Raw genomic sequence first — 22,083 nt, forward strand, 5'->3', positions numbered from 1 at the left:
GGGTGAGGGGGCGTTTCCGTATCCACGAGATGCCCCCTCACCCCGACCCTCTCCCCGCAGGCGGGGAGAGGGAGCCGCTGGCGCCGGCGCAGAATCAAGTGACGGAATTGCGTCCCCTACTCCGCCGCCATATCGCCGAGACGGTCGTCGCTCGGCGACTCGAAATGCAGCGGCCAGCGGCGGGTGGCGAAGTCCGGCCCGAGCGCCGCCATCTTGGCCTGCAGCTCGTCGCGCTTGAGCAGGCCGGTCTGGGTGTCGACGAAGCCGACCACCGAGGCGGCGTTGATGGTCGCCGCCTTGAGGGCCTCGAGCGGCGGATAGCCGAGCGCCTCGAAGGACGTGTAGGTCGACGTGAAGGCGTCGCCCGCGCCGGCCGTTCCGGCGACCATGCAGTCGACCGACGGGCAGTACACGATCTCGTCCGGGGTCGCCACATAGGCGCCGCGCTTGCCGTCGGTGAGCAGCACCCGCTTCGGCCCGAGGCTGGTCACGGCGCGGAAGAAGGCGACGACGCTCATGTCGAAGCCGCCGCCCGAGAGCGGCCGATTGTCGATCTCGGGCCGCTCCTCACCGGGGGCGAGCGGCAGCTTGGGGCCGCCCTCGCCGAACTGGGCGATCAGGCTCGGCACCAGGGTCGAGGCCTCGCCGCGGTTGAGCGCGACGATGTCGACCATGCGCAGCGCGTCCTGGAACGGTCCGGCGCGGGCCGAGAGCTGGCGGACGCCCGGGTTGGTCGCGACCAGCGCGCCCTGCGCCTTGGCGCGGCGGACGATGTCGGGGAACCGCTCGGCCGACTTGCCGCTGAGCGAGGTGATGTAGATGACGTCGACCGCGAAGGCGTGGTCGTGAAGATCCTCCGCCTCCAGGCCCGTGTTGGCGCCACGGAACGTGAACACGGCGGCGTTGCGGTCGTGCGAGGAGATCAGCACCGAGGCGCCGGTCGGCGCCTTGCGGTCACGCAGCGCCCAGCGGGTCGAGACGCCCTCGTGCTCGAGCGTGGTCAGGATCATTTCGGCGCGGCTGTCCTGGCCGAGCTTGATCAGGCTCGAGACGTCGAAGCCGAGCCGCGCCATCGACACGGCGGCGTTGACGGCGCCGCCGCCGATATGGGTGGAAATCTCCAGCGCCTCGGTCTTGCGGCCTTCCTCCATCAGCAGGAAGGAACTGTCGGCATTGGACATCGCCATTCGTTCGATGCGCGAGCTCTCGATGATCGCGATGGTGTCGATCATGGCTCCGCCGACCGTCAGGGCTTTCATCGCATCCCTCCTGCAGCATCGTCTGTCCGAACGAGACGCGTCACAACCCCGGCGTGCCGGCGGCCGACCGCCTCCGGCTTGACCGTCCAGGACGCGATTCGTCAAGGCGCCTCCACCTGGAGGCACGGTCCGCGGATCCGTCCGCTGCCGATCACCGGACCCGTTGCGGGTCCCCGTCCCGGTTCTTTGCGAGCAGCCCCCGCGTGTCCGTCGACCGATCGCCTGCGCCTGCGCTCGATCACGCCACCATCCCGGCCCTATGAGATATAACGGTTTGGCGTTTCCTGCACCAGCGGCCAGGCGAGGTGGCCCACGGACAGGTTGACGCTGCGCGTCCGCGCCGTCGCGTGCCCCACCCCTTCTCTCGTTCCGCCGGCGCGGCGGGGCCTCGCCCGGAGACGAGCCTTTGTCGGACGGACCCTGGATCTGGGCCGCTTTCACGGTCGCGGCCGCCGCGGCCCAGACGGCGCGCAACGCCGCCCAGCGGCAGCTCACCCGGACGCTGGGGACCGTCGGGGCGACCCATGTCCGCTTCCTCTACGGCCTGCCCTTCGCGCTGGTGTTCCTGGCCGGCATCGTGCTGGTGACCGGGACCGTGCCGCCGCGGCCGCCGGCCGTGTTCTTTCTCTTCGTGACGTCCGGCGCCCTCACCCAGATCGGCGCCACGGCCATGATGCTGGCCGCCATGGGCGAGCGCTCGTTTCTCGCCGTGATCGCCTACACCAAGACGGAGCCCGTGCAGGTCGCCCTGTTCGGGCTGCTGGTGCTCGGCGACACCGTGACGCTGCCGATGGCGGCCGCCATCGCCATCGCCACGGCCGGCGTGGTGCTGATGTCGGTCAAGCCCGGCCAGGCCGGCGGCGGCGGCGGCATGCGGCCGATGCTGCTCGGCCTCGGCTCGGCGGCGCTGTTCGCGCTCTCGGCGATCGGTTTTCGCGGGGCGATCCTCAGCCTCGGCGCCGACTTCCTCACCGCCGCCACCACCACGCTGTGCGTCGGGCTGACGATCCAGGCCGTGCTGCTGTCGCTCTATCTGGCGCTGCGCGACCGCGCCGTGATGGTCGCGGTGCTGCGAGCCTGGCGGCCGTCGCTGGTCGCCGGCTTCATGGGGGCGCTCGCCTCGCAGTTCTGGTTTCTCAGCTTCGCGCTGACATCGGCCGCGAACGTCCGCACGCTGGCGCTGGTCGAGGTGCTGTTCGCGCAAGCCGTCAGCCGCTTCGCCTTCAAGCAGCGCACCACGGTGCGCGAGCTGCTCGGGATTGCCCTGATCGTCGGCGGCGTCGTGCTGCTGCTTTGGGGGCAGTGAGGGAGCGGGCAAAGGCCGTCAGTTCAGGGCGCGGGCCGAAGGTCCGCGAGCCTGGAATCCATGACCCCGGTGCGGATTGCTCTCGAAAGACAGGCCGTATGGGTTCCGGGCTAGGCCCTTCGGGCCGCCCCGGAACGACAGAGCACCTTGCTCAGTTCCGCTCGTCCGGCAGCGTGGGCAGCGGATGGAACGCGATGCCCTCGTCGAGCATCGCCTCGACCTCGTCGGCCGAGGCCTCGCCGTAGATCGAGCGGTGCTCGGTCTCGCCGTAATGCATGCGGCGCGCCTCGTCGGGAAAGCGGCCCCCGACATGCTCGGCGTTCTTCACCAGGTGATCGCGCAGCTCCCTGAGCTTGCGGCGCAGCTCGACCTCCTGGGGCGACATCAGCGCGACCGGCGCGCGCGGCTCGGCGGCCGGCGCGGCCGCCGACGGAGCAACCCCGGCATCGCCGGCAGGCGCGGCCGCCGTGACCCCGGCTGCTGCGACACCGGCCGCCGTGACCTCCGCCATCGCGGCAGCCGCGGCGGCACGGCCGGCCTCCGTCTTGGAGGAGCGGCCGAGCCGCGGTGTCATCAGGGCCTTCTCGACCTTCGCGCTGCCGCATGCCGGACAGGTGACCAGGCCGCGAGCGGCCTGGCCGTCATAGTCGGCCGAATTCCGAAACCAGCTCTCGAACGCGTGCCCGTTCGGGCACGCGAGGGCATAGCGGATCATTTCGCCTCTTGCAGGGCGTGCACAGGAGCGTGCACATGAACCGCTCCTGCGGTCGGCTCGGTCACCTCGAAGCGGCGGCCGTGCGTGAGCGACGGAATGCGGCTGCGCGCCGCCGTGACGGCGGCGGGATCGATCTCGGCGAGCACGAAGCCGGGCTCGGTGCCGTTCTCGGCGATGACGACGCCCCACGGATCGACCACCATCGAGTGCCCGAAGGTCTCGCGGCCGCTCTCGTGCAGGCCGCCCTGGGCCGCGGCGAAGACGTAGCAGCCGGTCTCGATGGCGCGCGCCCGCATGAGCACGTGCCAGTGCGCCTCGCCGGTCTGGCGCGTGAACGCCGCCGGGATCGCGATGAACGAGCTGCCGGCCTCGGCGAGCGCCCGGTAGAGCGCCGGGAAGCGCAGGTCGTAGCAGATCGACAGGCCGATGCGACCCCACGGCAGGTCGCCGACCACGGCGCGCTCGCCCGGGCGGAACATGCGCGACTCGCGATAGGTCTCGCCGTTGGCGAGATCGACGTCGAACATGTGGATCTTGTCGTAGGACGCCACCACGTCGCCGTTCGGATCGATCAGATACGAGCGGTTGGCGGCCATCTCCGGGCCGATCTTGATGGCGAGCGAGCCGACATGCAGCCAGATGCGGTGAAGCCGCGCGGTGTCGCGCAGCGCCGCGAGCCCGGCGTCGCTCTCCTCCGGCGCGACCAGCTCGAGCAGGCGCGCCCGGTCGCTCTCCATCAGATTGGTCATCTCCGGCGTCTGCACATAATGCGCGCCGCGCTCCTTGGCCTTGCCTATCAGCTTTATGGCCGAATCGATGTTGGCCGCCGGACGACGACCCGATTGAAGCTGAATCAATGCAACCCGAAAGGTCGAGTTCTCTCTGAGCTGGAATGTCATGAAACTGCCCTCCGTCACGACCTCAACAATGGGTCGAGCTTGCCCGCCTCGTCGAGGGCGTAGAGATCATCGCAGCCGCCGACATGTGTATCGCCGATGAAGATCTGCGGCACCGTGGTCCGACCTTGCGCACGCGCCACCATCTCGGCGCGGCGATCGGGCAGACCGGCAACGCCGATCTCCGTGAAGTCGACCCCCTTCTGGCGAAGCAGTTGCTTCGCGGACGAACAATAGGGACAGAAGGGAGTCGTATAGATTTCAATGTCTGGCATCGATCGTCTGGTCTCGTACAGCCGGCACTCGCGGTCACGCCGTCGATAGGGGCACGTCGTCCCGATGGTCACGTCGTCCCGATGGTCACATCGTGGTCTGGCGACCCCGCCAGCGGATCGCCGTCACACATCGCACCACAGGCATCACGGCACTTACATTGCGCTGCACACTTATGGCAGCGAACCACTATACGGGAGAGTGCGACGCATCAACAATCCGTGTCGCCAGAAAGTCATATCACCGTTGCGTCTATGACACAGGCGAACACGACGACATCGACATTGGTGGCCCCCGCCCGCAACAATGTTCGTGCACAAGTCTCCGCCGTCGCACCGGTCGTCATCACATCGTCGACAACGATCAGGCGCCGACCCCGGATGGCGGCTCGGCCCGTCTCGGTGACGCGGAACGCCGACTGCACGTTGCTGGCACGCTCGGCGCGCGTCAGGCCGACCTGCTGCGGCGTCGCGCGGACCCGCCTCATCGCGTCGGCGAGCACGGATATGCCGCGCGATTCCGCCATCACGGTGGCGAGCAGAGCGGCCTGGTTGAAGCGCCGCGCCCACAACCGCCGCCAGTGCAACGGCACCGGCACCAGTGCATCCGCCGTCCCGATCAACTCACGTCCGGCCTCGGCCATCCATCGCCCCATCATGGGCGCGAGCTCGAGCCGATCCCCGAACTTCAACGCATGAACCAGCGATCGGGCCACCTCGTCGTAACGAACCGCCGCCCGCGCCCGCCCGAAGGCCGGCGGATCGGCGATCGCCCGCGGCGACAACAGGCCCGTCCCGGCCAATCCTGGCCCGACATCGTGAGCGAACGGCACGCCGAGCCGCTCGCAATAAGGCCGCGCTATGAACGACAAACGCGACCAGCAGGACGCGCACAACGCACCTGCATCACTCACCGGATCGCCGCACGCCGGACACAGCGGCGGCAACACGGCATCGACGGCGACGCGGAACACGGACCGCAGGCCGGTCATGGTTGTGGCCAACGTCCGCGTCGCCATATGAACCCTCGTTCATCACCTTCGCTCGACGGGCGTCGATTTTCGGCGCACGTCGTGACGCAACACTTCTCGTCCTGCAACGCACGTTGTCTCGAACCACAAGTTGTCTCGAACCGCAGGCTGTCTCGAACCGCAGGCTGTCTCAAACCGCACGTTGCGCGCCACCCTTGGTTCTCATGCAAGTGGCGCGCCAAAACCTTCGGCCGTCTCGGCCGGCTTTCGGCCGGTCGGCAAGACTCACCTATCCGTGTGCATCATAACGCAGGATGGTAAATGGTTGCTCCTCGCGTCTTCGACCGTCCCCTGCTTCTGCAGCGTCGCCGCCGCGCCGCCGCGCTGGGATCCGCGGTCTTCCTGCTCGACCGCGTCGCCGCCGACATGGCGGACCGGCTCGCCGCGACGCTGCGCACCTTCGACCGCGTCGTCGACCTCGGCACGCCGACCGACGCGGTGCGCACCGCGCTCGCCTTCCATCCGCGCCTCGGCACCCTGATCGCCATGGATATGCTGGCGACAGCCGATCGGATCACCGGGCTTGCGGTCGCCGCCGACGAGGAGGCACTGCCCTTCGCCGACGCCTCGCTCGATCTCGTCGTCTCGGGCCTGGCGCTGCAGACCGTCAACGACCTGCCCGGCACGTTCGCGCAGGTGCGCCGCGCGCTGCGGCCCGACGGCCTGTTTCTCGCCGCGCTCCTCGGCGGCGCCACCCTGACCGAGCTGCGCCAGAGCTTTTCTGCCGCCGAGAGCGAGTGCGACGGCGGGCTGTCGCCGCGGGTCGCGCCGTTCGCCGACGTGCGCGACGTCGGCGCACTGCTGCAGCGCGCCGGCTTCGCCCTGCCGGTCACCGATGTCGACGCCGTGACGGTGCGCTACGCCTCGCCGGTCGCCCTGATTCAGGACCTCCGCCGCATGGGAGCGACCAACCCGCTCGCCGAGCGGCGCCGCCGTCCACTGCGGCGGACGACGCTGCTGCGGGCGCTGCAGATTTACACCGACCGCTTCTCCGATCCCGACGGGCGCGTGCGCGCCACCTTCGAGATCGTCTGGCTGTCCGGCTGGGCGCCGCACGAGAGCCAGCAGAAGCCCCTGCGCCCCGGCAGCGCGACGACGCGGCTCGCCGACGCGCTCGGCACCAAGGAGATTTCGGCGGGCGAGAAGGCGAATCCCGGACGAAAGCCGTAGGGTGCAATGAGCGCAGCGAATTGCACCTGATCACGCCGCCTTCTTTCGCCGGCGCAATTCGCTGCGCTCATTGCGCCCTACAGGAGAAGCCCGATCAGGTGCGCGACCAGCGGCACGTCGGCCTCTGGCATCGCATAGTCGCGCAGCTTGGCGGGGCGCACCCAGGCGAGGCCCTGGCCCTCGCGCGCGGTGACGAAGCCCTCCCAGCGCCGGCACACATAGAGCGGCATCAAGAGATGGAAGTCGTCATAGGTGTGGCTGGCGAAGGTGAGCGGCGCCAGGCACGGCTCCTTCACGGCAATGCCGAGCTCCTCGTCGAGCTCGCGGATCAGCGCCTGCTCGGGCTTTTCGCCCGCCTCGACCTTGCCGCCGGGAAACTCCCACAGGCCCGCCATCGACCGGCCCTCGGGCCGCCGCGCCAACAGGATGCGCCCGTCGGCATCGATCAGCGCGCAGGCGGCGACCAGGACCAGTTTCACGGGAGGCTCCTGAAAAGGCCGGCCCGGTAGGGTGGGCAAAGGCGCGGAACGCGCCGTGCCCACGCGCGCCACACCCACGCGCGACCTCCGACGTGGGCACGGCGCGCCTTCGGCGCCCCTTTGCCCACCCTACGACACACCGATCCGCTCACGACCGATAGTCGCCGTTGATCGCGATGTACTCCTTGGTCAGGTCGCAGGTGAGCACCCGGTCGCGGCCCTTGCCGATGCCGAGATTGACCTTCAGCTCGATCTCGGGCCGCTTCATCAGCTCGGAGACCTTGGCCTCGTCGTAGCCGGAGTCGCGCTCGCCCTTGTGGGCGACCCGCACGCCGCCGAACCAGATCGACAGCTTGTCGCGGTCGGCCCGCTCGCCGGCCTTGCCGACCGCCATCACCACGCGGCCCCAATTGGCGTCCTCGCCGGCGATCGCGGTCTTCACCAGCGGCGAGTTGGCGATCGACATGGCGATTTTTCGCGCCGCCTTCTTGGACGCCGCGCCCTCGACGATCACCTCGACCAGCTTTCGCGCCCCTTCGCCGTCGCGAGCCACCTGCTCGGCGAGATTGGCCAGCACGCGCGTAAAAGCCTTGCGGAACGGCTCGAGGCGCGGATCGCCGGCCCGGGTGATTTTCGCGACACCGCGCGCCGCGGCGGCGCCGGTCGCGAAGGCCAGCAGCGTGTCGGACGTCGAGGTGTCGCCGTCGATCGTCACGGCGTTGAACGTGTCCTCGACGCCCTTCGACAAGAGGCTCTGCAGCACGGCGGGCGACAGCGGCGCGTCGGTGAACACGAAGGACAGCATCGTCGCCATGTCGGGCGCGATCATGCCGGCCCCCTTGGCGATGCCGCAGATGGTCACCGGCTTGCCGTCGATCCGCACGATCGCGGCCGCCCCCTTGGGGAACGTGTCGGTGGTCATGATGGCGCGCGCCGCCTCGTCCCAGCGGCCGGGCTGGGCGCCCTGGACCAGGCCGTCCATGACGCCGCCGAACTTCTCGGCCGGCAGCGGCTCGCCGATCACACCCGTCGAGGCAAGGAAAATCTCGGCCGGCTTGCAGCCGGCCGAGGCGGCGGCGATGTCGGCCGTCAGCTTGACGGCGTCGCGGCCGGAGCGGCCCGTGAAGGCATTGGCGTTGCCGGAGTTCACCACCAGGGCGCGCGCCTTGCCGGCCTTCAGCCGGGCCCGGCACCAGTCGACCGGGGCCGACGGGCATTTCGAGCGGGTGAACACGCCGGCGACCGCGGTGCCCGGGTCGAGCACGGCGAGCAGCACGTCGGTGCGGCCCGCATAGCGGATGCCGGCCGCGGCGGTCGCGACCCGCACCCCGGCAATCTCGGGCATTTCGGGAAAGCGCTCGGGCGCGAGCGGAGAGACGGCGGCCATCGGCCCAGACCCCTGGTGAACCGGCGCGAGCCCCTCCCGCGCCTTCAACGAACGTCGACGCGTCGATTAGGAGCGCCGGCCAGCGGGGTCAAGCGGAGACCGGGGAAGGGCCGGGGAAGGCGGCCGACGAGCCCGCGACCGATGCGCGGCCCGGCGCCTTTTCTCCCTCTCGCCGCGTGCGGGGAGCGGGCCGGGGTGAGGGGGCGTTTCGTGGATACGGAGACGCCCCCTCACCCGGATCGCTGCGCCATCCGACCTCTCCCCGCGTGCGGGGAGAGGTGAAGAGGCATCCAGGATATCGGTCTTACTTCTTCTCCGGCGCGGGGGCCGGCGTGGGCGCGCCGGGGGCCGCGGCCGGAGCCGGGGCGGCCTCGGGCTTGTCGAGCCGCTCGATCTTGGCCTCGGCCCGCAGCTTGTTGAGGAGCTCGATCTGCGCCTTGCGGGTGACGAAGGTCTCGATCTGGTCCTTGACCTGCTCGAAGGGCGGCGCCTCGCGCTTGCGCTTGTCCTCGACCTTGATCAGGTGCCAGCCGAACGAGGTCTTGATCGGCTCGGAGACCTGGCCCTTGTCGAGCTTGAAGGCGGCGTCGGAGAACTCCGGCACCATCTGGTCCTTGGTGAAGAAGCCGAGATCGCCGCCGTCGGCCTTGCCGGGCGGGTCCTCGGTCAGGTCGGTGGCCAGCTTGACGAAATCCTCGCCCTTCTTGATCCGGTCGAGGGTGCTCCGGGCCTTGGCCTCGGCCGCCTTGCTGGCGTTCTGGTCGCTGGCGTCGGCGACCCGGAACAGGATGTGGCGCGCATGCACCTCCTGCTCCTCGGCCATCTGCTTCACGGCCTCCTGATAGACGTGCTGCATGGCGTCCGGCGTCGCGCCGGCCTTGCCGGAGTCGCGCAGCAGCGTCTCCATCAGGGCCTTGCTGCGCAGATAGGCGAGGCGCTTCTTGAAGTCCGGCGCGTCGGTGATCTTCTGGGTCTCGGCGGCCTTCGCCAGCAGCATCATGTCGGTGAGATAATTGACCAGCCAGTCGCGCTTGGCGTCCGGCGTGCCGGCCGGAACGTTCTGGCCGACATCCTCCTCGGCGATGGCGAGATCGCTCTGCCGGATCTCGACGCCGTTGACCTTCGCGACGACCGGGTCGGTCGCCGCGGCGGGCGCCGGGGCCTGCGCGAAAGCGCCCGCGGTCAAAACGGCCGTCAGGACGAGGGCCACGCCGAGCTTGGAGCGGCGACGCGCCGGGGACACCGGACGCGAGGATGAAGTTTGCGTAATCATCGAGAATCCCTGGGAAAGACGGGCCTGCCTGCCCGCCGAGGCGGCCAGCGCACCCTCGCGCAACGCGCTGTGGTTGGCAACCGCGCGTCTGCTAGCGGCAAACGGAGGCATGATTGCGGCACGGACGGCCAAAAGGCGCCAATTGACAAGGCCCGGACCCACTCCTATCTGTCCACCGCTCGCCGGTGTGTCCCGTGGGATTGACGACGTCGCGCCTCCGCCCCCCGAAAGCGCCTTGATCCTGGGCTGCGCCGGGACTGAGGGCCGGTCGGCCGGCACGTTCGGACCGGTCGCGGGTGCGCGGCCACAGATCCGGCCGCATGTTCGCGGCCACAGATAAGGACCTCCGGGATGTTCGGCGCTGTCGTCCGCAAGCTGTTCGGAAACGCGAACGATCGACGCATTCGCGCCTACCGCCCCAGGGTCGACGAGATCAATGCGCTCGAGCCGCAGATCGCCGCCCTGTCGGACGAGGCGCTGCGGGCCCGTACCGAGGCCTTCCGCAAGGAGCTTGCCGAGGGCAAGACGCTCGACGACATCCTGGTGCCCGCCTTCGCCACCGTCCGCGAAGCCGCCAAGCGCACCCTCGGCCAGCGCCATTTCGACGTCCAGATGATGGGCGGCATGGTGCTGCACGAGGGCGCCATCGCCGAGATGAAGACCGGCGAAGGCAAGACCCTGGTCGCGACGCTCGCCGTCTACCTCAATGCGCTGGCCGGCAAGGGCGTCCACGTCGTCACGGTCAACGACTACCTGGCCAAGCGCGACTCCGAGTGGATGGGCCAAGTCTACCGGTTCCTGGGCCTGACCGTCGGCGTCATCGTGCACGGGCTCGACGACGAGCAGCGCAAGATCGAATACGCCTGCGACGTCACCTACGGCACCAACAACGAGCTCGGCTTCGACTATCTGCGCGACAACATGAAGTACCGGCTGGAGGACATGGTCCAGCGCGGCCATGTCTACGCCATCGTCGACGAGGTCGACTCGATCCTGATCGACGAGGCGCGCACGCCGCTGATCATCTCCGGCCCGCTCGACGACCGCTCCGAGTTCTACAACACCATCGACAAGTTCATCCCGCGGCTCGACAAGGTCGACGTCGACGTCGACGAGAAGCAGCGTACCGTCACCATGACCGAGGTCGGCATGGAGAAGATGGAGCGGCTCCTGCGCGAGGCCGGCCAGCTCAAGACGGACTCGCTCTACGACGTCGAGAACGTCTCGGTGGTGCACCACGTCAACCAGGCGCTGCGCGCCCACAAGCTGTTCCAGCGCGACAAGGACTACATCGTCCGCAACGACGAGGTGGTCATCATCGACGAGTTCACGGGCCGCATGATGCCGGGCCGGCGCTACTCGGACGGGCTGCACCAGGCGCTCGAGGCCAAGGAGCGCCAGCCGATCCAGCCCGAGAACCAGACGCTCGCCTCGATCACGTTCCAGAACTTCTTCCGCATGTACCAGAAGCTGGGCGGCATGACCGGCACGGCGCAGACCGAGGCGGACGAGTTCCTCGACATCTACAATCTCGAGGTCGTCGAGGTGCCGACCAACCTGCCGATGGTCCGCATCGACGACGACGACGAGGTCTACCGGACGGCGGCCGAGAAGTACCGCGCCATCATCACGCTGATCGAGGACTGCAAGACCCGCGGCCAGCCCGTGCTGGTCGGCACCACCTCGATCGAGAAGTCCGAGCAGCTCGCCGACATGCTGCGCGACAAGGGCTGGGAGGCGCACGACTTCACCGACCCCAACGCCTTCGCGGCGCTGTACTCGGGCGACGAGGGCGCCACCAACGCCAAGGTCTTCGCCATCCTGAACGCGCGCTATCACGAGCAGGAGGCCTATATCGTCTCGCAGGCCGGCGTGCCCGGCGCCGTCACGATCGCCACCAACATGGCCGGCCGCGGCACCGACATCCAGCTCGGCGGCAATGCCGACATGCGGGTCCGCCAGGAGCTCGTCGACCTGCCCGAGGGCGACGAGAAGAAAGCCCGGATCGCCGAGATCCGCGGCCAGGTCGATCGCCTGAAGGAAAAGGCGCTGGCCGCCGGCGGCCTCTATGTGCTCGGCACCGAGCGGCACGAGTCGCGGCGCATCGACAACCAGCTCCGCGGCCGCTCCGGCCGCCAGGGCGACCCCGGCCACTCCAAGTTCTTCCTGTCGCTGGAAGACGACCTGATGCGCATCTTCGGGTCGGACAAGCTCGACGGGATGCTGACCAAGCTCGGCCTCAAGGAGGACGAGTCGATCGTCCATCCCTGGATCAACAAGGCGCTGGAGAAGGCGCAGCAGAAGGTCGAGGCGCGCAACTTCGACATCCGCAAGAACCTGCTGAAGTTCGACAACGTGATGAACGATCAGCGCAAGGTGATCTTCGAGCAGCGGATCGACTGGATGCACGACGAGGTGACGAACGAGATCGTCACCGACATGCGTCGCAGCGTGGTCGACGAGCTGGTCGCCAAGCATGTGCCCGAGAACGCCTATCCGGAGCAGTGGGACGTCGCCGGCCTGGAGGAGGAGCTCAACCGCGTGCTCGGCCTCGACCTGCCGATCAAGGAGTGGGCCAAGGAAGAGGGCATCGCCGACGAGGAGCTGATCACCCGCGTCGAGCGCAAGGCCGACGAGCACATGGCCGCCAAGGTGGCCCAGTGGGGACCCGACGTGGTCCGCTACATCGAGAAGTCGATCCTGCTGCAGTCGCTCGACCATCTCTGGCGCGAGCACCTGGTGATGCTCGACCATCTGCGCAACGTGGTCGGCCTGCGCGGCTACGCCCAGCGCGACCCGCTCAACGAGTACAAGGCCGAGGCCTTCGCCCTGTTCGAGGCGATGAGCCAGAGCCTGCGCGAGGCCGTGACGGCGCAGCTCATGCGGGTCGAGATCGTGCAGCAGCAGCCCGAGGAGAGCCAGCTCCCCTTCATGGAGGCGACCAAGCTGGATCCGTCGACGGGCGAGAACGAGTTCGCCTCCGCCAACGCCGGATTCCTGCTCGGCACCCGCCAGGCCGACACGGCCGAGGCGCCGTTGCGCGACCCCAAGAACCCCGCAACCTGGGGCAAGGTCGGCCGCAACGAGGCCTGCCCCTGCGGCTCGGGCAAGAAGTACAAGCACTGCCACGGCCGCTACGCCTGACGCGACGGCCGTCGGCACCGCTCACCTCCTCCCGGCCAGGTCGCGCCTCTCGGCCCGGCAACGGGGTACGAAGCGTGATGGATGCGCGGGTCGCGCCTGCGCACGACGGCTCGCCTGCGTGGAGCGTGATGTGGGCATGCCCTGGCCCCCACCGGGGCGGGGTGAAGCGGAGCCTGACGCACCGCTGTCCAGAGCCGGCTCGACGGAGTGACCCGACCTCCGTGCCGCCGCCGCGTCCAGGCGGCGAACCCGGGCTAGCCCGCCCAGCCCGGTAACACCCTGTTCAGCATTCCGGTCTAATTTCAGTCTGCCGCACCAAAAAGGGTGCAACAGGCGGCAGGTTCGTCGGTCCCGTTTCAGGGGTCGAAGCTTTCGTCGATCCCCCCGGCCAACCGCCCCCCCTTTCGGGTCGTCCGCCCATGCCCGATGTGTCACCCGGCGCCGCCGCGAGCGGCCGACAGCAACGCCCCACCCAACCCGGCATGACCGGCGGCGGTCCGCCCCTCTGTGTCCAGATATTTGGCGACCGGCCATGGCCCTGCACGCGCTGATCGCCGAGTTGCCAGCCGTCCTCAGCCAGGGCACGCCAGCCACGCGCAGCGAGATCCTGCGCCGGCTGACCGAGCTGTTCCTCTCCCAGGCCGGCTCCTTCGAGGACGACCACGTCGCCGTGTTCGACCAGGTGCTGGAGCTGATGGTCGACGCCGTCGAGCGGCACGCCCTGATCCGCCTCGGCCTTCAGCTCGCGCCGCTCGGCAACGCCCCGATCAGAACCCTCTCCCGGCTCGGGCTGAGCGACGACATCGCCGTCGCCGGGCCGGTGCTGGAGCGCTCCAGCCGTCTGTCGGACGCGGTGCTGGCCGACATCGCCGGCAGCAAGAGCCAGGCGCATCTTGCCGCCATCGCGGTGCGCACCGTTCTCTCCGTGGTGGTGACCGACGTCGTGGTGGAGCGCGGCGACCTCGACGTCACCCGCAAGATCACGGCCAATGGCGGCGCCAGCTTCTCGGAGACCGGGTTCCGCACCATCGCCAGCCGCGCCCATCTCGACGAGGCGCTGGCCCTGCTGGTCGCCGGCCGCGGCGACGTGCCGGCCGAGGTATTCCGCGACCTGGTGCGCAACGCCACCGACGAGGTGCGCCGGCGACTCGCCCGCTCCGACCAGCCGGGCGTGCGCACCCGCCTCAACCAGGCCATGACGGCGATCGGCTCCCAGTTCCTGCACGCGAGGCGCAAGCCCGACGCCGCCGCCGCGCCGCCGGCGAGCCCCGCCCCCGACAAGCTGAAGGGGCTGTGCGAGAAGGCCAGGAGCGGCCAACGCGGCGCCGTGGTCGAGGATCTGGCCACCATCACCGAGGTGCCGGTCATCGCCATCAAGAACCTGATCAAGCAGGGCTCCGTCGACGGCATCCTGATCCTCTGCAAGGTCGCCGGCCTCGCCTGGCCGGACGCCAAGATCGTGCTGATCGGGGCGACCGGCGCGACCGGCAAGTCGCGCACGACCTTCGAGACCTACACCTCGATGACGTCCGAGACGGCGCAGCGCGTGGTGCGCTTCATCCGGCTGCGCCGCTCGGCCACCCCGGCCGAAATCCAGCGCCTGATGTAAATCCCAGATATTTCCCGTGTGCCCCGCCGGGTCCTGCCGGCTGGCAGGCCGTATCCATCGCGCGAATACGTATGGGCGTGATTGCAGACTTCGAGTAACGGCAGATTCAACCTTTGGCGGCATCTTTCCAGGGTGCGCTTAAAAGTATTAATGCGCACACTCGTACCGGGACTATGCCGTATTAAGCGGTCCGAGCCGGACCGAGCCTGGCTCCCGGCCACGTCACGAACCAGACTCGTCTCACGTCGAGGACCGATGTCCGATCTCGCTCTATCGCCAGCCGAGCCGTGCGGACGGGAGCAGCGCCGATTTCCGCGCTATCTGACCTTGGCGACCGCAAAGATCGTCGCCGAGGGCGCGATGGATTGCGCCGTTCTCAACATTTCGAAAGGCGGAGCCTGCCTGCTGGTCGCCGATCCCGCCGGGATCCCGCGCACGTTCGAGCTGGTGGTCGACCCCGGCCGGCTTCGCGTCCACTGCAACCTCGCCTGGCGCAGCCGGCATCGCATCGGCGTGTCGTTCATCGCCGGCGCAGACGACGCACCCCCCGTCCCGCAAGCCTGGCCGACCGTATTGTCGGGCGAAGAGGCCTGATCCCGGACCGTTGCCATGGACCGACAACAGGCCCTGATCGAAGAGCTGTCCGGCGCGCTGGCGACCGGCACCAGCGCCCGGCGGAGCGAGGTGCTGCGCCGCGTGACCGACTTGTTCCTGGCGAGCACAGACAGCTTCGGCGACGAGCACGTCGCGCTGTTCGACGACGTGATGGAGCAGCTCGTCGACACGGTCGAACGCTACGCGCTCATCCGCCTGGGCCTGCAGCTCGCGCCGCTGCCCAACGCGCCGCCCGGCACAATCGGTCGGCTTTGCCGACACGACGACATCGGCATCTCGGGACCGGTGCTCGAGCACTCGCCGCGGCTCACCGACGAGATCCTGGTCGATGTCGCGCGCACTAAGAGCCAGGCCCATCTCGCCGCGATCGCGGCGCGCGAGCATCTCTCCGAGGTGGTCACCGACATCGTCGTCGAGCGCGGCGATATCGAGGTCACCCGCAAAGTCACGGCGAACGACGGCGCGCGCTTCTCCGAAACCGGCCTGCGCACCATCGCGGCGCGGGCGCATGGCGACGAGGAACTCGCCGAGATCATCGCCGGCCGCAGCGACGTGCCGCCGGCGATTTTCTGCGACCTGGTGCACAACGCCACCGAGATCGTCCGGCGGCGCCTCGCCGACTCGACCCATCCGGCCGTGCGCACGCGCCTCGACCACGCCATCGGGGCGATCGGCGACCAGCTCGTCCATGCCCACCTGCACGCCGCGCATCACGGCGGCCCCTCGGTCCGGATGGAGCCGGATAATCTCAAGGCACGCCTGTGCGAGCATGTGCGGCTCAAGCAGCGCGGCCCGGTCATCGAGGATCTCGCCGCCGTGGCCGACGTGCCGGCGGTCGCGGTGCGCAACCTGATCCGCCAGCGCTCCGAGGACGCGATGCTGATCCTGTGCAAGGCGGCCGGGCTGGGCTGGTCGGATGCGAGGGACGTGCTGTCGACCACCATCGGCGAGCCGGACGACCCGCGCGCCGCCTTCCAGCACTATATCGACCTGACCGGTGAGGCGGCACAGCGCGTCGTGCGCTTCATCAAGCTGCGCAAGTCGGCGAGCCGAAGCGAGATCGAGCGGCTGATGTGACGGCGGCCGGACCGTGCGGCCCTACATCCCGCCCCAGCGGTTCTCGAAGGCCGACGAGCCACGGACCGGCTGGGCGCCGGGCAGCAGCGTCGCACCGGCATAGGCGGCGGGTGCGGCGTCGGCCTTGGCCTCGGCTTTTGCCTGGGCGGTGCCCTGCGGCTTCGCCTCGGCTCGAGACTGACCCTGGACCTGAGCGGGCGCCTGGGTCGGCCGGATGGCGCCGAGCGCCACCGGACGCGACGACGAGGAGGCGAGCATGGTCTGCGCCGCCGGCTTCGGCGCTGGCTTCGCGGCGGCCGGCTTGGCGGCCGTCGTGGGCTTCGGGTTGGGCGGCGGTGGGGTATCCTCGGCCTTGCCGCCGAGACCGAGCCACTTGCCGATGGCGCCGATGCTGGAATCCGAGGAGCCGTCCGCCGAGGCGACCCGCGTGCTGCCGATCACGCCCGACGTCGTCTCGGGGTCGGCGGAGGCGACTGCCGTCTGGGTCGGCAGGTACACATAGGTCGGCTTGCCGCCCGGGCTCAACGGCGGCAGGGACGCGACCTTGCGGCCGTTGCTGACGAAGGTCTCGTTGGTGTTGACCTTGGCCAGGAAGGTCGGGTGCATGCCGCCGTCGCTGCCGGTCGTCACCGCCACGGTGCGGACGCCCTGCGCCACGTAGGACGCGAACTGGTGCTCGTCCTGGTCCTGCTTGTCCTTGACGGCCGCGGTGATGTCCTGCGGCACCTGATAGGCCGGGCAGCGCCCCGTCGGGTCGAAGCGGCCGGACACCGGCGTCGCGTTGAAGACGTAATGCTTCTCGCAGACGTCGATCTTCGGCTCCTGGCGGGTGGCCTCGAAGTGGTCGTTGCCGTCCTTGATCATCCGCCAGAACGCCATGTGCGGGCTGTTGCGGTGGCGGGCCATGTTGAGGCCCGTCATCCGGAACGGATAGGCCTGCACCTGGAAGGATTTCTGGCCGCCCAGGAAGGCTTCGCGGCCGAGCGCGTAGATTTCCGAGATCTGCTCGTCCGTCATGGCGTAGCAACCGGACGACGAACAGTCGCCGTGGATCATCAGGAACGCGCCGGTGCGGTCGTTCGCCTTGTCGTAGGCATTCGGGAAGCCGAGATTGAACGCGAGATGGAAGCTCGAGTTCGGGTTCATCTGGCCGGGCGTGATCGTGTAGAAGCCCTCGGGGGCCTGACGGTCGCCCTGCTTGACCTTGGGGCCGAGCTCACCCGACCAGCGGCAGATCGGGTAGGTCTTGAGGAGGGCGTACTGGCCGGCGGAGTCCTGCTTCCAGACCTCGAGTTCCGCCTCTTCCTTGAAGACTCGGAGAAGGACCGGCGACTCGACCGGCATGTCCTTCTTGACGAGCGTGGCCTGCATCTCGCGCGAGAGCGGCTGCATCGCCTTGCTCGGAATCTGTGAGATTCCATCGGTCTGACACCCGGCGAGGGCAACCGCAGCCGCGATCGCCGCCGACGCCGTGAGCGTACGGACCAGAGCCGTATGACGGTTCAAACGGCACTCCCCCTCGTCGTCCCCATTCCGTAAGTACCGGTTAGCGTTAAGATGTGGTCTAAGCAAGGCAACCGGGCGGGGCCGCGTTGGCGCTCACCGGTATGGTGAATCGCGGATTTCCGGGGACTGACGGGAGCTTGCGGCGACTTCCTTGCCGAACCGTTAACGGCCGGAAACGATTCGTCCACAGGGTGCGCCGCCGATCGTCGGCCCGTCAGGCGAGCGTACGGCCGATCGCCAAAAACTTGTCGCGCCGCTGCTGGCGGATCGCCTCGGGCCCGAGTTCGCGGAGACTGTCGAAGGCGGCCGCGATGGCGTCGCCGGTGGCGTTGATGGCGGCCGGCCAGTCGCGATGGGCGCCGCCCATCGGCTCGCGGATGATGGCGTCGATGACCCCGAACCTGAGCAGGTCGTCGGCCGTGATCTTCATGCCGGTCGCGGCCTCCTGGGCCTTGCCGCTGTCGCGCCACAGGATCGAGGCGGCGCCCTCCGGCGAGATCACGCTGTAGATCGCGTGCTCCAGCATCAGAACCTTGTTGGCCGTGGCGATGGCGATGGCACCACCGGAGCCGCCCTCCCCCAGCACGACCGCGACGCTCGGCACCTTGAGGGCCAGACAGGCGGCGGTCGAGCGGGCGATCGCCTCGGCCTGGCCGCGCTCCTCGGCGCCGATGCCGGGATAGGCGCCGGCGGTGTCGACCAGCGTGATCACCGGCACCTCGAAATGGTCGGCCAGCTCCATCAGGCGCACCGCCTTGCGGTAGCCCTCCGGCATCGCCATGCCGAAATTGCGCTTGAGCCGGCTCTCGGTCGACGACCCCTTCTCCTGGCCGATGACGCAGACGCTCTCGCCACGGAAGCGGCCGAAGCCGCCGACGATCGCCTCGTCCTCGCCGAAGCTGCGGTCGCCGGCGAGCGGCGTGAAGTCGGAGATCAGCCCGGCGACATAGTCGAGGCAGTGCGGCCGCTGCGGATGGCGCGCCACCTGGGTCTTGTTCCAGGGCGTCAGGTTCGCATAGAGGGCCTTCAGCGCGTCGGCCGCCTTGGACTCCAGGCGCGCGACCTCGTCGCCGATCTCGACGGCGCCGGCCGGTTGCTCCAGGACGCGCAGCTCCTCGATCTTGGCTTCGAGCTCGGCGACCGGCTTTTCGAAATCGAGATAACTGCGCATCAACTGTCTGACCGGCGAGTGGGATTCCGCCCGCGGAAGCCGCGGGCGGGGGAGAAAAGCCCCCGGATGCCGCGGAAGTCAAGGGAGCGGGAAGCCGCCTAGGCGGTCGCCTGGGGCTTGCTCCGTGCCGCGTTCGTGTCCCGAACCGGCGGCAGGCCGAACATTCGGCCGTACTCCCGGGTGAACTGGGGCACGCTCTCGTAGCCGACCGCGAACGCCGCGCTGCTCGCCGACGCGCCCTCCGACAGCATCAGCCGCCGCGCCTCGATCAACCGCAGCTGCTTCTGGAACTGCAGCGGCGACAGCGAGGTCACACCGCGGAAGTGCTTGTGAAACGACGACGGACTCATCCCGGCCACGGCCGCGAGGCGCTCGACCGGCAACGGCCGCGCGAACTCGGCCCGAAGCACCGCGACGGCGCGCGCCACGCGCTGGACGTGGCCTTCCGGCCAACCAAGCCGACGGATCGCCGTCCCGTGCCGGCCGGCCAACAGCCAGTAGTGCATCTCGCGCACGAGCTGCGCCTGCAGCACCGGCACCGATGCCGGGCGATCGATCAGCCGCATCAGCCGCAGCGCCGCATCGGCGACCTCGGCATCGGTGAGATCGACACGCACCGGCGACGGGTCGGCCCCGGACACCGCCTCCATCCGGGCCGCCAGATCGGCGACGACGGCGGGGTCCAGCTCGAGCACCAGCGACAGATAGGGCGCGGCGGTGCTGGCGCGGGTGATCTGGCTGACGGTCGGCACATCGGCCGTGATCAGGAGCGAGTCGTCAGCCGAGAACGAAAAGCCGCGTGTCCCCATGGTGACGTGCTTGCTCCCCTGCACCACAAGGCAGATCAGCGGCCGGGAGATGGCGTAGACGAGATCGCTCGGCGCGGTCGCGCGCACGGTCGTGAGGCCCGGGATCGGCGTGCGGGCGATCCCCGCCGCATCGGCATGGGCCTCGCCGTGGCGGCGGACGGCATCGAGAAGCGTCGTCATGGCGCGATCCTATCCGGTCTCGGCCCGCCCCGCACCGATTTTGGAGGATCAGGCAAGAAACGTCGAGGTTCCGGCAACCGCGATGGGCGTCCAGGCGGCATATCGAGGGCGCCGATCACACGACGAAAGGACCCCCCCTCCCATGACCAAGATCACCCTCGTCACCGGTGCCAGCCGCGGCCTCGGGCGCGCCACCGCCCTCGCCGTCGCCCGACAGGGCGGCGATGTCGTCCTCACCTTCCAGAGCCGAGCAGACGATGCAAAAGCCGTCGTCCAGGAGATTCAGGCAATGGGCCGCAAGGCCGTCGCCCTGCCGCTCGACACCGGCGACGTCGCCGCCTTCGCGCCGTTCGCCGAGCGCCTGCGAACGGCGCTGCGCGACACCTTCGGACGCGAGACGTTCGACCACCTCGTCAACAACGCCGGACACGGCGACTGCGCCCTCATCGGTGAGACCACCGAAGCGCAGTTCGACCGCCTGGTGAACGTCCACTTCAAGGGCGTCTACTTCCTCACCCAGACGCTGCTGCCGCTCGTCGCCGACGGCGGTCGCATCGTGAACCTGTCCTCCGGCCTGACCCGCGTGACGTTCCCGGGCTACGCCGCCTACGCGGCCGTGAAAGGTGCCGTCGAGGTGCTGACCCGCTACATGGCCAAGGAGCTCGGCCGGCGAGGCATCGCCGTGAACACGGTGGCGCCGGGCGCGATCGAGACCGACTTCGGCGGCGGCGCGGTGCGCGACAATCGGGAGATCAACAAGGTCTTCGCCGACATGACGGCACTCGGCCGCGCCGGCCTGCCGGACGACATCGGCCCGATGATCGCGAGCCTGCTGTCCGGAGACGCCCGATGGGTGAACGCACAGCGGATCGAGGTGTCCGGCGGCCAGGGCATCTGACACCAGCCGCCATATACTCTGAGTCGTCATACGCGGGCTCGACCCGCGTATCCATCTCGAGAAAAAGCTTTCTTTTCCGTAGCTTGATGGATGGCCGGGTCAAACCGGCCATGACGCGAAGGGGCGAAGCCAGTGACGCTGGTATGACACGGGAGCCGGCTGATCTGTTCGTTCGTCGTTCAGGGGCGTCGCGCCACCACGAATGACGGTCGGTGATGATGCCGCCGCTGGCGCCGCCCTACTCCTCGTCCGCCAGCGGATGGAGGTCGCGCACGAGGCTCTTGAGACGCTCCTCGAGGACGTGAGTGTAGATCTGCGTCGTCGAGATGTCGGCATGGCCGAGCAGCATCTGGACCGAGCGCAGATCGGCGCCGTTCTGCAGCAGGTGGCTGGCGAAAGCGTGGCGCAGCACGTGCGGGCTGATCCGGTCGGGGCGGATGCCGGCGGCGACGGCCAGATCCTTCAGCTCGCGGGCGGCATGCTGGCGGGTCAGATGGCCGCTCTCGCCGAAGGACGGAAACAGCCACTTGCCGCCCTCGGCGAGGCCCGCCTCCGTCAACGCCGCGAGCCACTCCCGCATGGCGGCGCGGGCGGCGTCGTTGAGGATGACCATGCGGTCCTTGTCGCCCTTGCCGCGCACCACCAGCATGCGCTCGTCGCGCCGCGCCGCCGCCGCCGGCAGCGCGATCAGCTCGGAGACACGCAGACCGGTCGCGTAGAGAACCTCGAGCAGGCAGATCAGCCGCAGCGCGCGGCGGCGCTCGCCGTCCGGCTGCTCGGGACGCGTCGCCAACTCCCGCGCCGTCCCGATCAGCCGGTCGACCTCGGCGACCGACAGGATTTTCGGCAGCGTGCGGCCGCGCCGCGGCCCCTCGATGACGGCGGCGGGGTCGTCCTTGCGGTGCCCCTCGGCATAGAGAAACCGGTAGAGCTGGCGGATCGCCGACAGTTTTCGCGCGACCGAGGTGGGCTTGAAGCCGCGCGCCGCGAGGCCGGCCAGGTAGGCCCGCAGATCCTCGGTGCGCGCCTCCGCGATGGTGCGGCCAATGGCGGCGAGCCGGGCCGTGACGTCGGCGAGATCGTGCGCATAGGCGTCGAGCGTGTTGGCGCCGGCGCCGCGCTCGGCCGCGATCATGTCGAGGAAGAGGTCGACGTGGCGGTCGACCACCGTGCGGGCTTTCTTGGGACGCCCGCGCCGGACTTTTGCGGGCGTGGCCTTTCCGACGGATTTGGCGGCCGGCTTGGCGGCGGCTTTCGGGGCGGCCGACGGCGTCCGGGTCATCGCG

At 69.3% G+C, this 22,083-nt stretch carries 19 protein-coding genes; 7 read left to right on the top strand and 12 right to left on the bottom strand.

The annotated features are described in order from the left end of the window. Positions 1–116 precede the first annotated feature (116 nt). Positions 117–1,259, bottom strand: coding sequence for a carbohydrate kinase family protein (locus HXX10_RS24235; RefSeq protein ID WP_296525842.1), 1,143 nt, complete (start codon positions 1,257–1,259; stop codon positions 117–119). A 406-nt stretch (positions 1,260–1,665) separates the two neighbouring features. Between HXX10_RS24235 and HXX10_RS24240 the strand changes: the two genes are divergently transcribed. After that, complete coding sequence (locus tag HXX10_RS24240; protein ID WP_296525843.1) at positions 1,666–2,565, top strand: DMT family transporter; 900 nt, start codon at positions 1,666–1,668, stop codon at positions 2,563–2,565. Positions 2,566–2,716: 151 nt separating this feature from the next. Here HXX10_RS24240 and HXX10_RS24245 read toward each other — a convergent pair whose 3' ends face one another. The 4 genes from HXX10_RS24245 to HXX10_RS24260 form a co-directional block, all read right to left on the bottom strand. Next, entirely contained in the window at positions 2,717–3,280 is a 564-nt protein-coding gene (locus HXX10_RS24245) for a DUF1178 family protein (protein ID WP_296525844.1), read from the bottom strand. Further along, positions 3,277–4,179, bottom strand: a complete 903-nt coding sequence (locus HXX10_RS24250; RefSeq protein WP_296525845.1) for a carbon-nitrogen hydrolase family protein — start codon at positions 4,177–4,179, stop codon at positions 3,277–3,279. Before HXX10_RS24250 ends, HXX10_RS24245 begins: the two co-directional genes overlap by 4 nt. 14 nt (positions 4,180–4,193) lie before the next feature. After that, positions 4,194–4,451, bottom strand: a complete 258-nt coding sequence (gene grxC, locus HXX10_RS24255; RefSeq protein WP_296525846.1) for a glutaredoxin 3 — start codon at positions 4,449–4,451, stop codon at positions 4,194–4,196. 233 nt (positions 4,452–4,684) lie between these two features. Then, positions 4,685–5,467, bottom strand: a complete 783-nt coding sequence (locus tag HXX10_RS24260; protein WP_296525847.1) for a ComF family protein — start codon at positions 5,465–5,467, stop codon at positions 4,685–4,687. 273 nt (positions 5,468–5,740) lie between these two features. On the opposite strand from HXX10_RS24260, the gene HXX10_RS24265 reads away from it, so the two are divergent. Continuing rightward, positions 5,741–6,649 carry a methyltransferase domain-containing protein gene (locus HXX10_RS24265; protein WP_296525848.1) on the top strand — a complete coding sequence of 303 codons (909 nt, stop codon included), beginning with the start codon at positions 5,741–5,743 and terminating at the stop codon, positions 6,647–6,649. A gap of 77 nt (positions 6,650–6,726) precedes the next feature. On the opposite strand, the gene mutT is transcribed toward HXX10_RS24265, so the two are convergent. The 3 genes from mutT to HXX10_RS24280 form a co-directional block, all read right to left on the bottom strand. Continuing rightward, complete coding sequence (mutT, locus tag HXX10_RS24270) at positions 6,727–7,128, bottom strand: 8-oxo-dGTP diphosphatase MutT (RefSeq protein ID WP_296525849.1); 402 nt, start codon at positions 7,126–7,128, stop codon at positions 6,727–6,729. A gap of 148 nt (positions 7,129–7,276) precedes the next feature. Beyond that, the gene (gene argJ, locus HXX10_RS24275; protein ID WP_296525850.1) at positions 7,277–8,515 is read right to left on the bottom strand and encodes a bifunctional glutamate N-acetyltransferase/amino-acid acetyltransferase ArgJ; all 1,239 of its coding nucleotides are present in this window, start codon (positions 8,513–8,515) and stop codon (positions 7,277–7,279) included. A 304-nt stretch (positions 8,516–8,819) separates the two neighbouring features. Next, positions 8,820–9,725: a peptidylprolyl isomerase gene (locus HXX10_RS24280; protein WP_296525851.1), complete on the bottom strand. Its 906-nt coding sequence runs from the start codon at positions 9,723–9,725 to the stop codon at positions 8,820–8,822. Between the two features lie 414 nt (positions 9,726–10,139). On the opposite strand from HXX10_RS24280, the gene secA reads away from it, so the two are divergent. The 4 genes from secA (at position 10,140) to HXX10_RS24300 (ending at position 16,233) form a co-directional block, all read left to right on the top strand. After that, complete coding sequence (gene secA, locus HXX10_RS24285) at positions 10,140–12,932, top strand: preprotein translocase subunit SecA (protein WP_296525852.1); 2,793 nt, start codon at positions 10,140–10,142, stop codon at positions 12,930–12,932. Positions 12,933–13,464: 532 nt separating this feature from the next. Further along, a complete protein-coding gene (locus HXX10_RS24290) occupies positions 13,465–14,541 on the top strand; it encodes a DUF2336 domain-containing protein (RefSeq protein WP_296525853.1) in 1,077 nt (358 codons plus the stop codon). A 255-nt stretch (positions 14,542–14,796) separates the two neighbouring features. Continuing rightward, positions 14,797–15,135 (top strand): PilZ domain-containing protein, encoded by a 339-nt coding sequence (locus tag HXX10_RS24295; protein ID WP_296525854.1) that lies wholly within the window; start codon positions 14,797–14,799, stop codon positions 15,133–15,135. A 15-nt stretch (positions 15,136–15,150) separates the two neighbouring features. Then, complete coding sequence (locus HXX10_RS24300; RefSeq protein ID WP_296525855.1) at positions 15,151–16,233, top strand: DUF2336 domain-containing protein; 1,083 nt, start codon at positions 15,151–15,153, stop codon at positions 16,231–16,233. A gap of 21 nt (positions 16,234–16,254) precedes the next feature. Here HXX10_RS24300 and HXX10_RS24305 read toward each other — a convergent pair whose 3' ends face one another. The 3 genes from HXX10_RS24305 to HXX10_RS24315 form a co-directional block, all read right to left on the bottom strand. Further along, complete coding sequence (locus HXX10_RS24305; protein WP_296525856.1) at positions 16,255–17,625, bottom strand: murein L,D-transpeptidase family protein; 1,371 nt, start codon at positions 17,623–17,625, stop codon at positions 16,255–16,257. Between the two features lie 328 nt (positions 17,626–17,953). Next, positions 17,954–18,910, bottom strand: a complete 957-nt coding sequence (locus HXX10_RS24310) for an acetyl-CoA carboxylase carboxyltransferase subunit alpha (RefSeq protein ID WP_296525857.1) — start codon at positions 18,908–18,910, stop codon at positions 17,954–17,956. A 98-nt stretch (positions 18,911–19,008) separates the two neighbouring features. Then, complete coding sequence (locus HXX10_RS24315; protein WP_296525858.1) at positions 19,009–19,899, bottom strand: AraC family transcriptional regulator; 891 nt, start codon at positions 19,897–19,899, stop codon at positions 19,009–19,011. 142 nt (positions 19,900–20,041) lie between these two features. Between HXX10_RS24315 and HXX10_RS24320 the strand changes: the two genes are divergently transcribed. Next, positions 20,042–20,797 (top strand): SDR family oxidoreductase, encoded by a 756-nt coding sequence (locus HXX10_RS24320; RefSeq protein ID WP_296525859.1) that lies wholly within the window; start codon positions 20,042–20,044, stop codon positions 20,795–20,797. 238 nt (positions 20,798–21,035) lie between these two features. Here HXX10_RS24320 and HXX10_RS24325 read toward each other — a convergent pair whose 3' ends face one another. Next, positions 21,036–22,079 carry a site-specific tyrosine recombinase XerD gene (locus tag HXX10_RS24325; protein WP_296525860.1) on the bottom strand — a complete coding sequence of 348 codons (1,044 nt, stop codon included), beginning with the start codon at positions 22,077–22,079 and terminating at the stop codon, positions 21,036–21,038. Positions 22,080–22,083 lie beyond the last annotated feature (4 nt).

The sequence above is a fragment of the Rhodoplanes sp. genome (assembly GCF_013377085.1).
Classification (GTDB): domain Bacteria; phylum Pseudomonadota; class Alphaproteobacteria; order Rhizobiales; family Xanthobacteraceae; genus Rhodoplanes.

What these genes read in the sequence shown, in the direction of transcription:
- HXX10_RS24235 (WP_296525842.1), bottom strand. Translation starts at nt 1,259, where the DNA reads ATGAAAGCCCTGACGGTCGGCGGAGCCATGATCGACACCATCGCGATC.
- HXX10_RS24245 (WP_296525844.1), bottom strand. Translation starts at nt 3,280, where the DNA reads ATGATCCGCTATGCCCTCGCGTGCCCGAACGGGCACGCGTTCGAGAGC.
- HXX10_RS24250 (WP_296525845.1), bottom strand. Translation starts at nt 4,179, where the DNA reads ATGACATTCCAGCTCAGAGAGAACTCGACCTTTCGGGTTGCATTGATT.
- grxC (WP_296525846.1), bottom strand. Translation starts at nt 4,451, where the DNA reads ATGCCAGACATTGAAATCTATACGACTCCCTTCTGTCCCTATTGTTCG.
- HXX10_RS24260 (WP_296525847.1), bottom strand. Translation starts at nt 5,467, where the DNA reads ATGGCGACGCGGACGTTGGCCACAACCATGACCGGCCTGCGGTCCGTG.
- HXX10_RS24265 (WP_296525848.1), top strand. Translation starts at nt 5,741, where the DNA reads ATGGTTGCTCCTCGCGTCTTCGACCGTCCCCTGCTTCTGCAGCGTCGC.
- argJ (WP_296525850.1), bottom strand. Translation starts at nt 8,515, where the DNA reads ATGGCCGCCGTCTCTCCGCTCGCGCCCGAGCGCTTTCCCGAAATGCCC.
- secA (WP_296525852.1), top strand. Translation starts at nt 10,140, where the DNA reads ATGTTCGGCGCTGTCGTCCGCAAGCTGTTCGGAAACGCGAACGATCGA.
- HXX10_RS24290 (WP_296525853.1), top strand. Translation starts at nt 13,465, where the DNA reads ATGGCCCTGCACGCGCTGATCGCCGAGTTGCCAGCCGTCCTCAGCCAG.
- HXX10_RS24295 (WP_296525854.1), top strand. Translation starts at nt 14,797, where the DNA reads ATGTCCGATCTCGCTCTATCGCCAGCCGAGCCGTGCGGACGGGAGCAG.
- HXX10_RS24300 (WP_296525855.1), top strand. Translation starts at nt 15,151, where the DNA reads ATGGACCGACAACAGGCCCTGATCGAAGAGCTGTCCGGCGCGCTGGCG.
- HXX10_RS24305 (WP_296525856.1), bottom strand. Translation starts at nt 17,625, where the DNA reads ATGCAGCCGCTCTCGCGCGAGATGCAGGCCACGCTCGTCAAGAAGGAC.
- HXX10_RS24310 (WP_296525857.1), bottom strand. Translation starts at nt 18,910, where the DNA reads ATGCGCAGTTATCTCGATTTCGAAAAGCCGGTCGCCGAGCTCGAAGCC.
- HXX10_RS24315 (WP_296525858.1), bottom strand. Translation starts at nt 19,899, where the DNA reads ATGACGACGCTTCTCGATGCCGTCCGCCGCCACGGCGAGGCCCATGCC.
- HXX10_RS24320 (WP_296525859.1), top strand. Translation starts at nt 20,042, where the DNA reads ATGACCAAGATCACCCTCGTCACCGGTGCCAGCCGCGGCCTCGGGCGC.
- HXX10_RS24325 (WP_296525860.1), bottom strand. Translation starts at nt 22,079, where the DNA reads ATGACCCGGACGCCGTCGGCCGCCCCGAAAGCCGCCGCCAAGCCGGCC.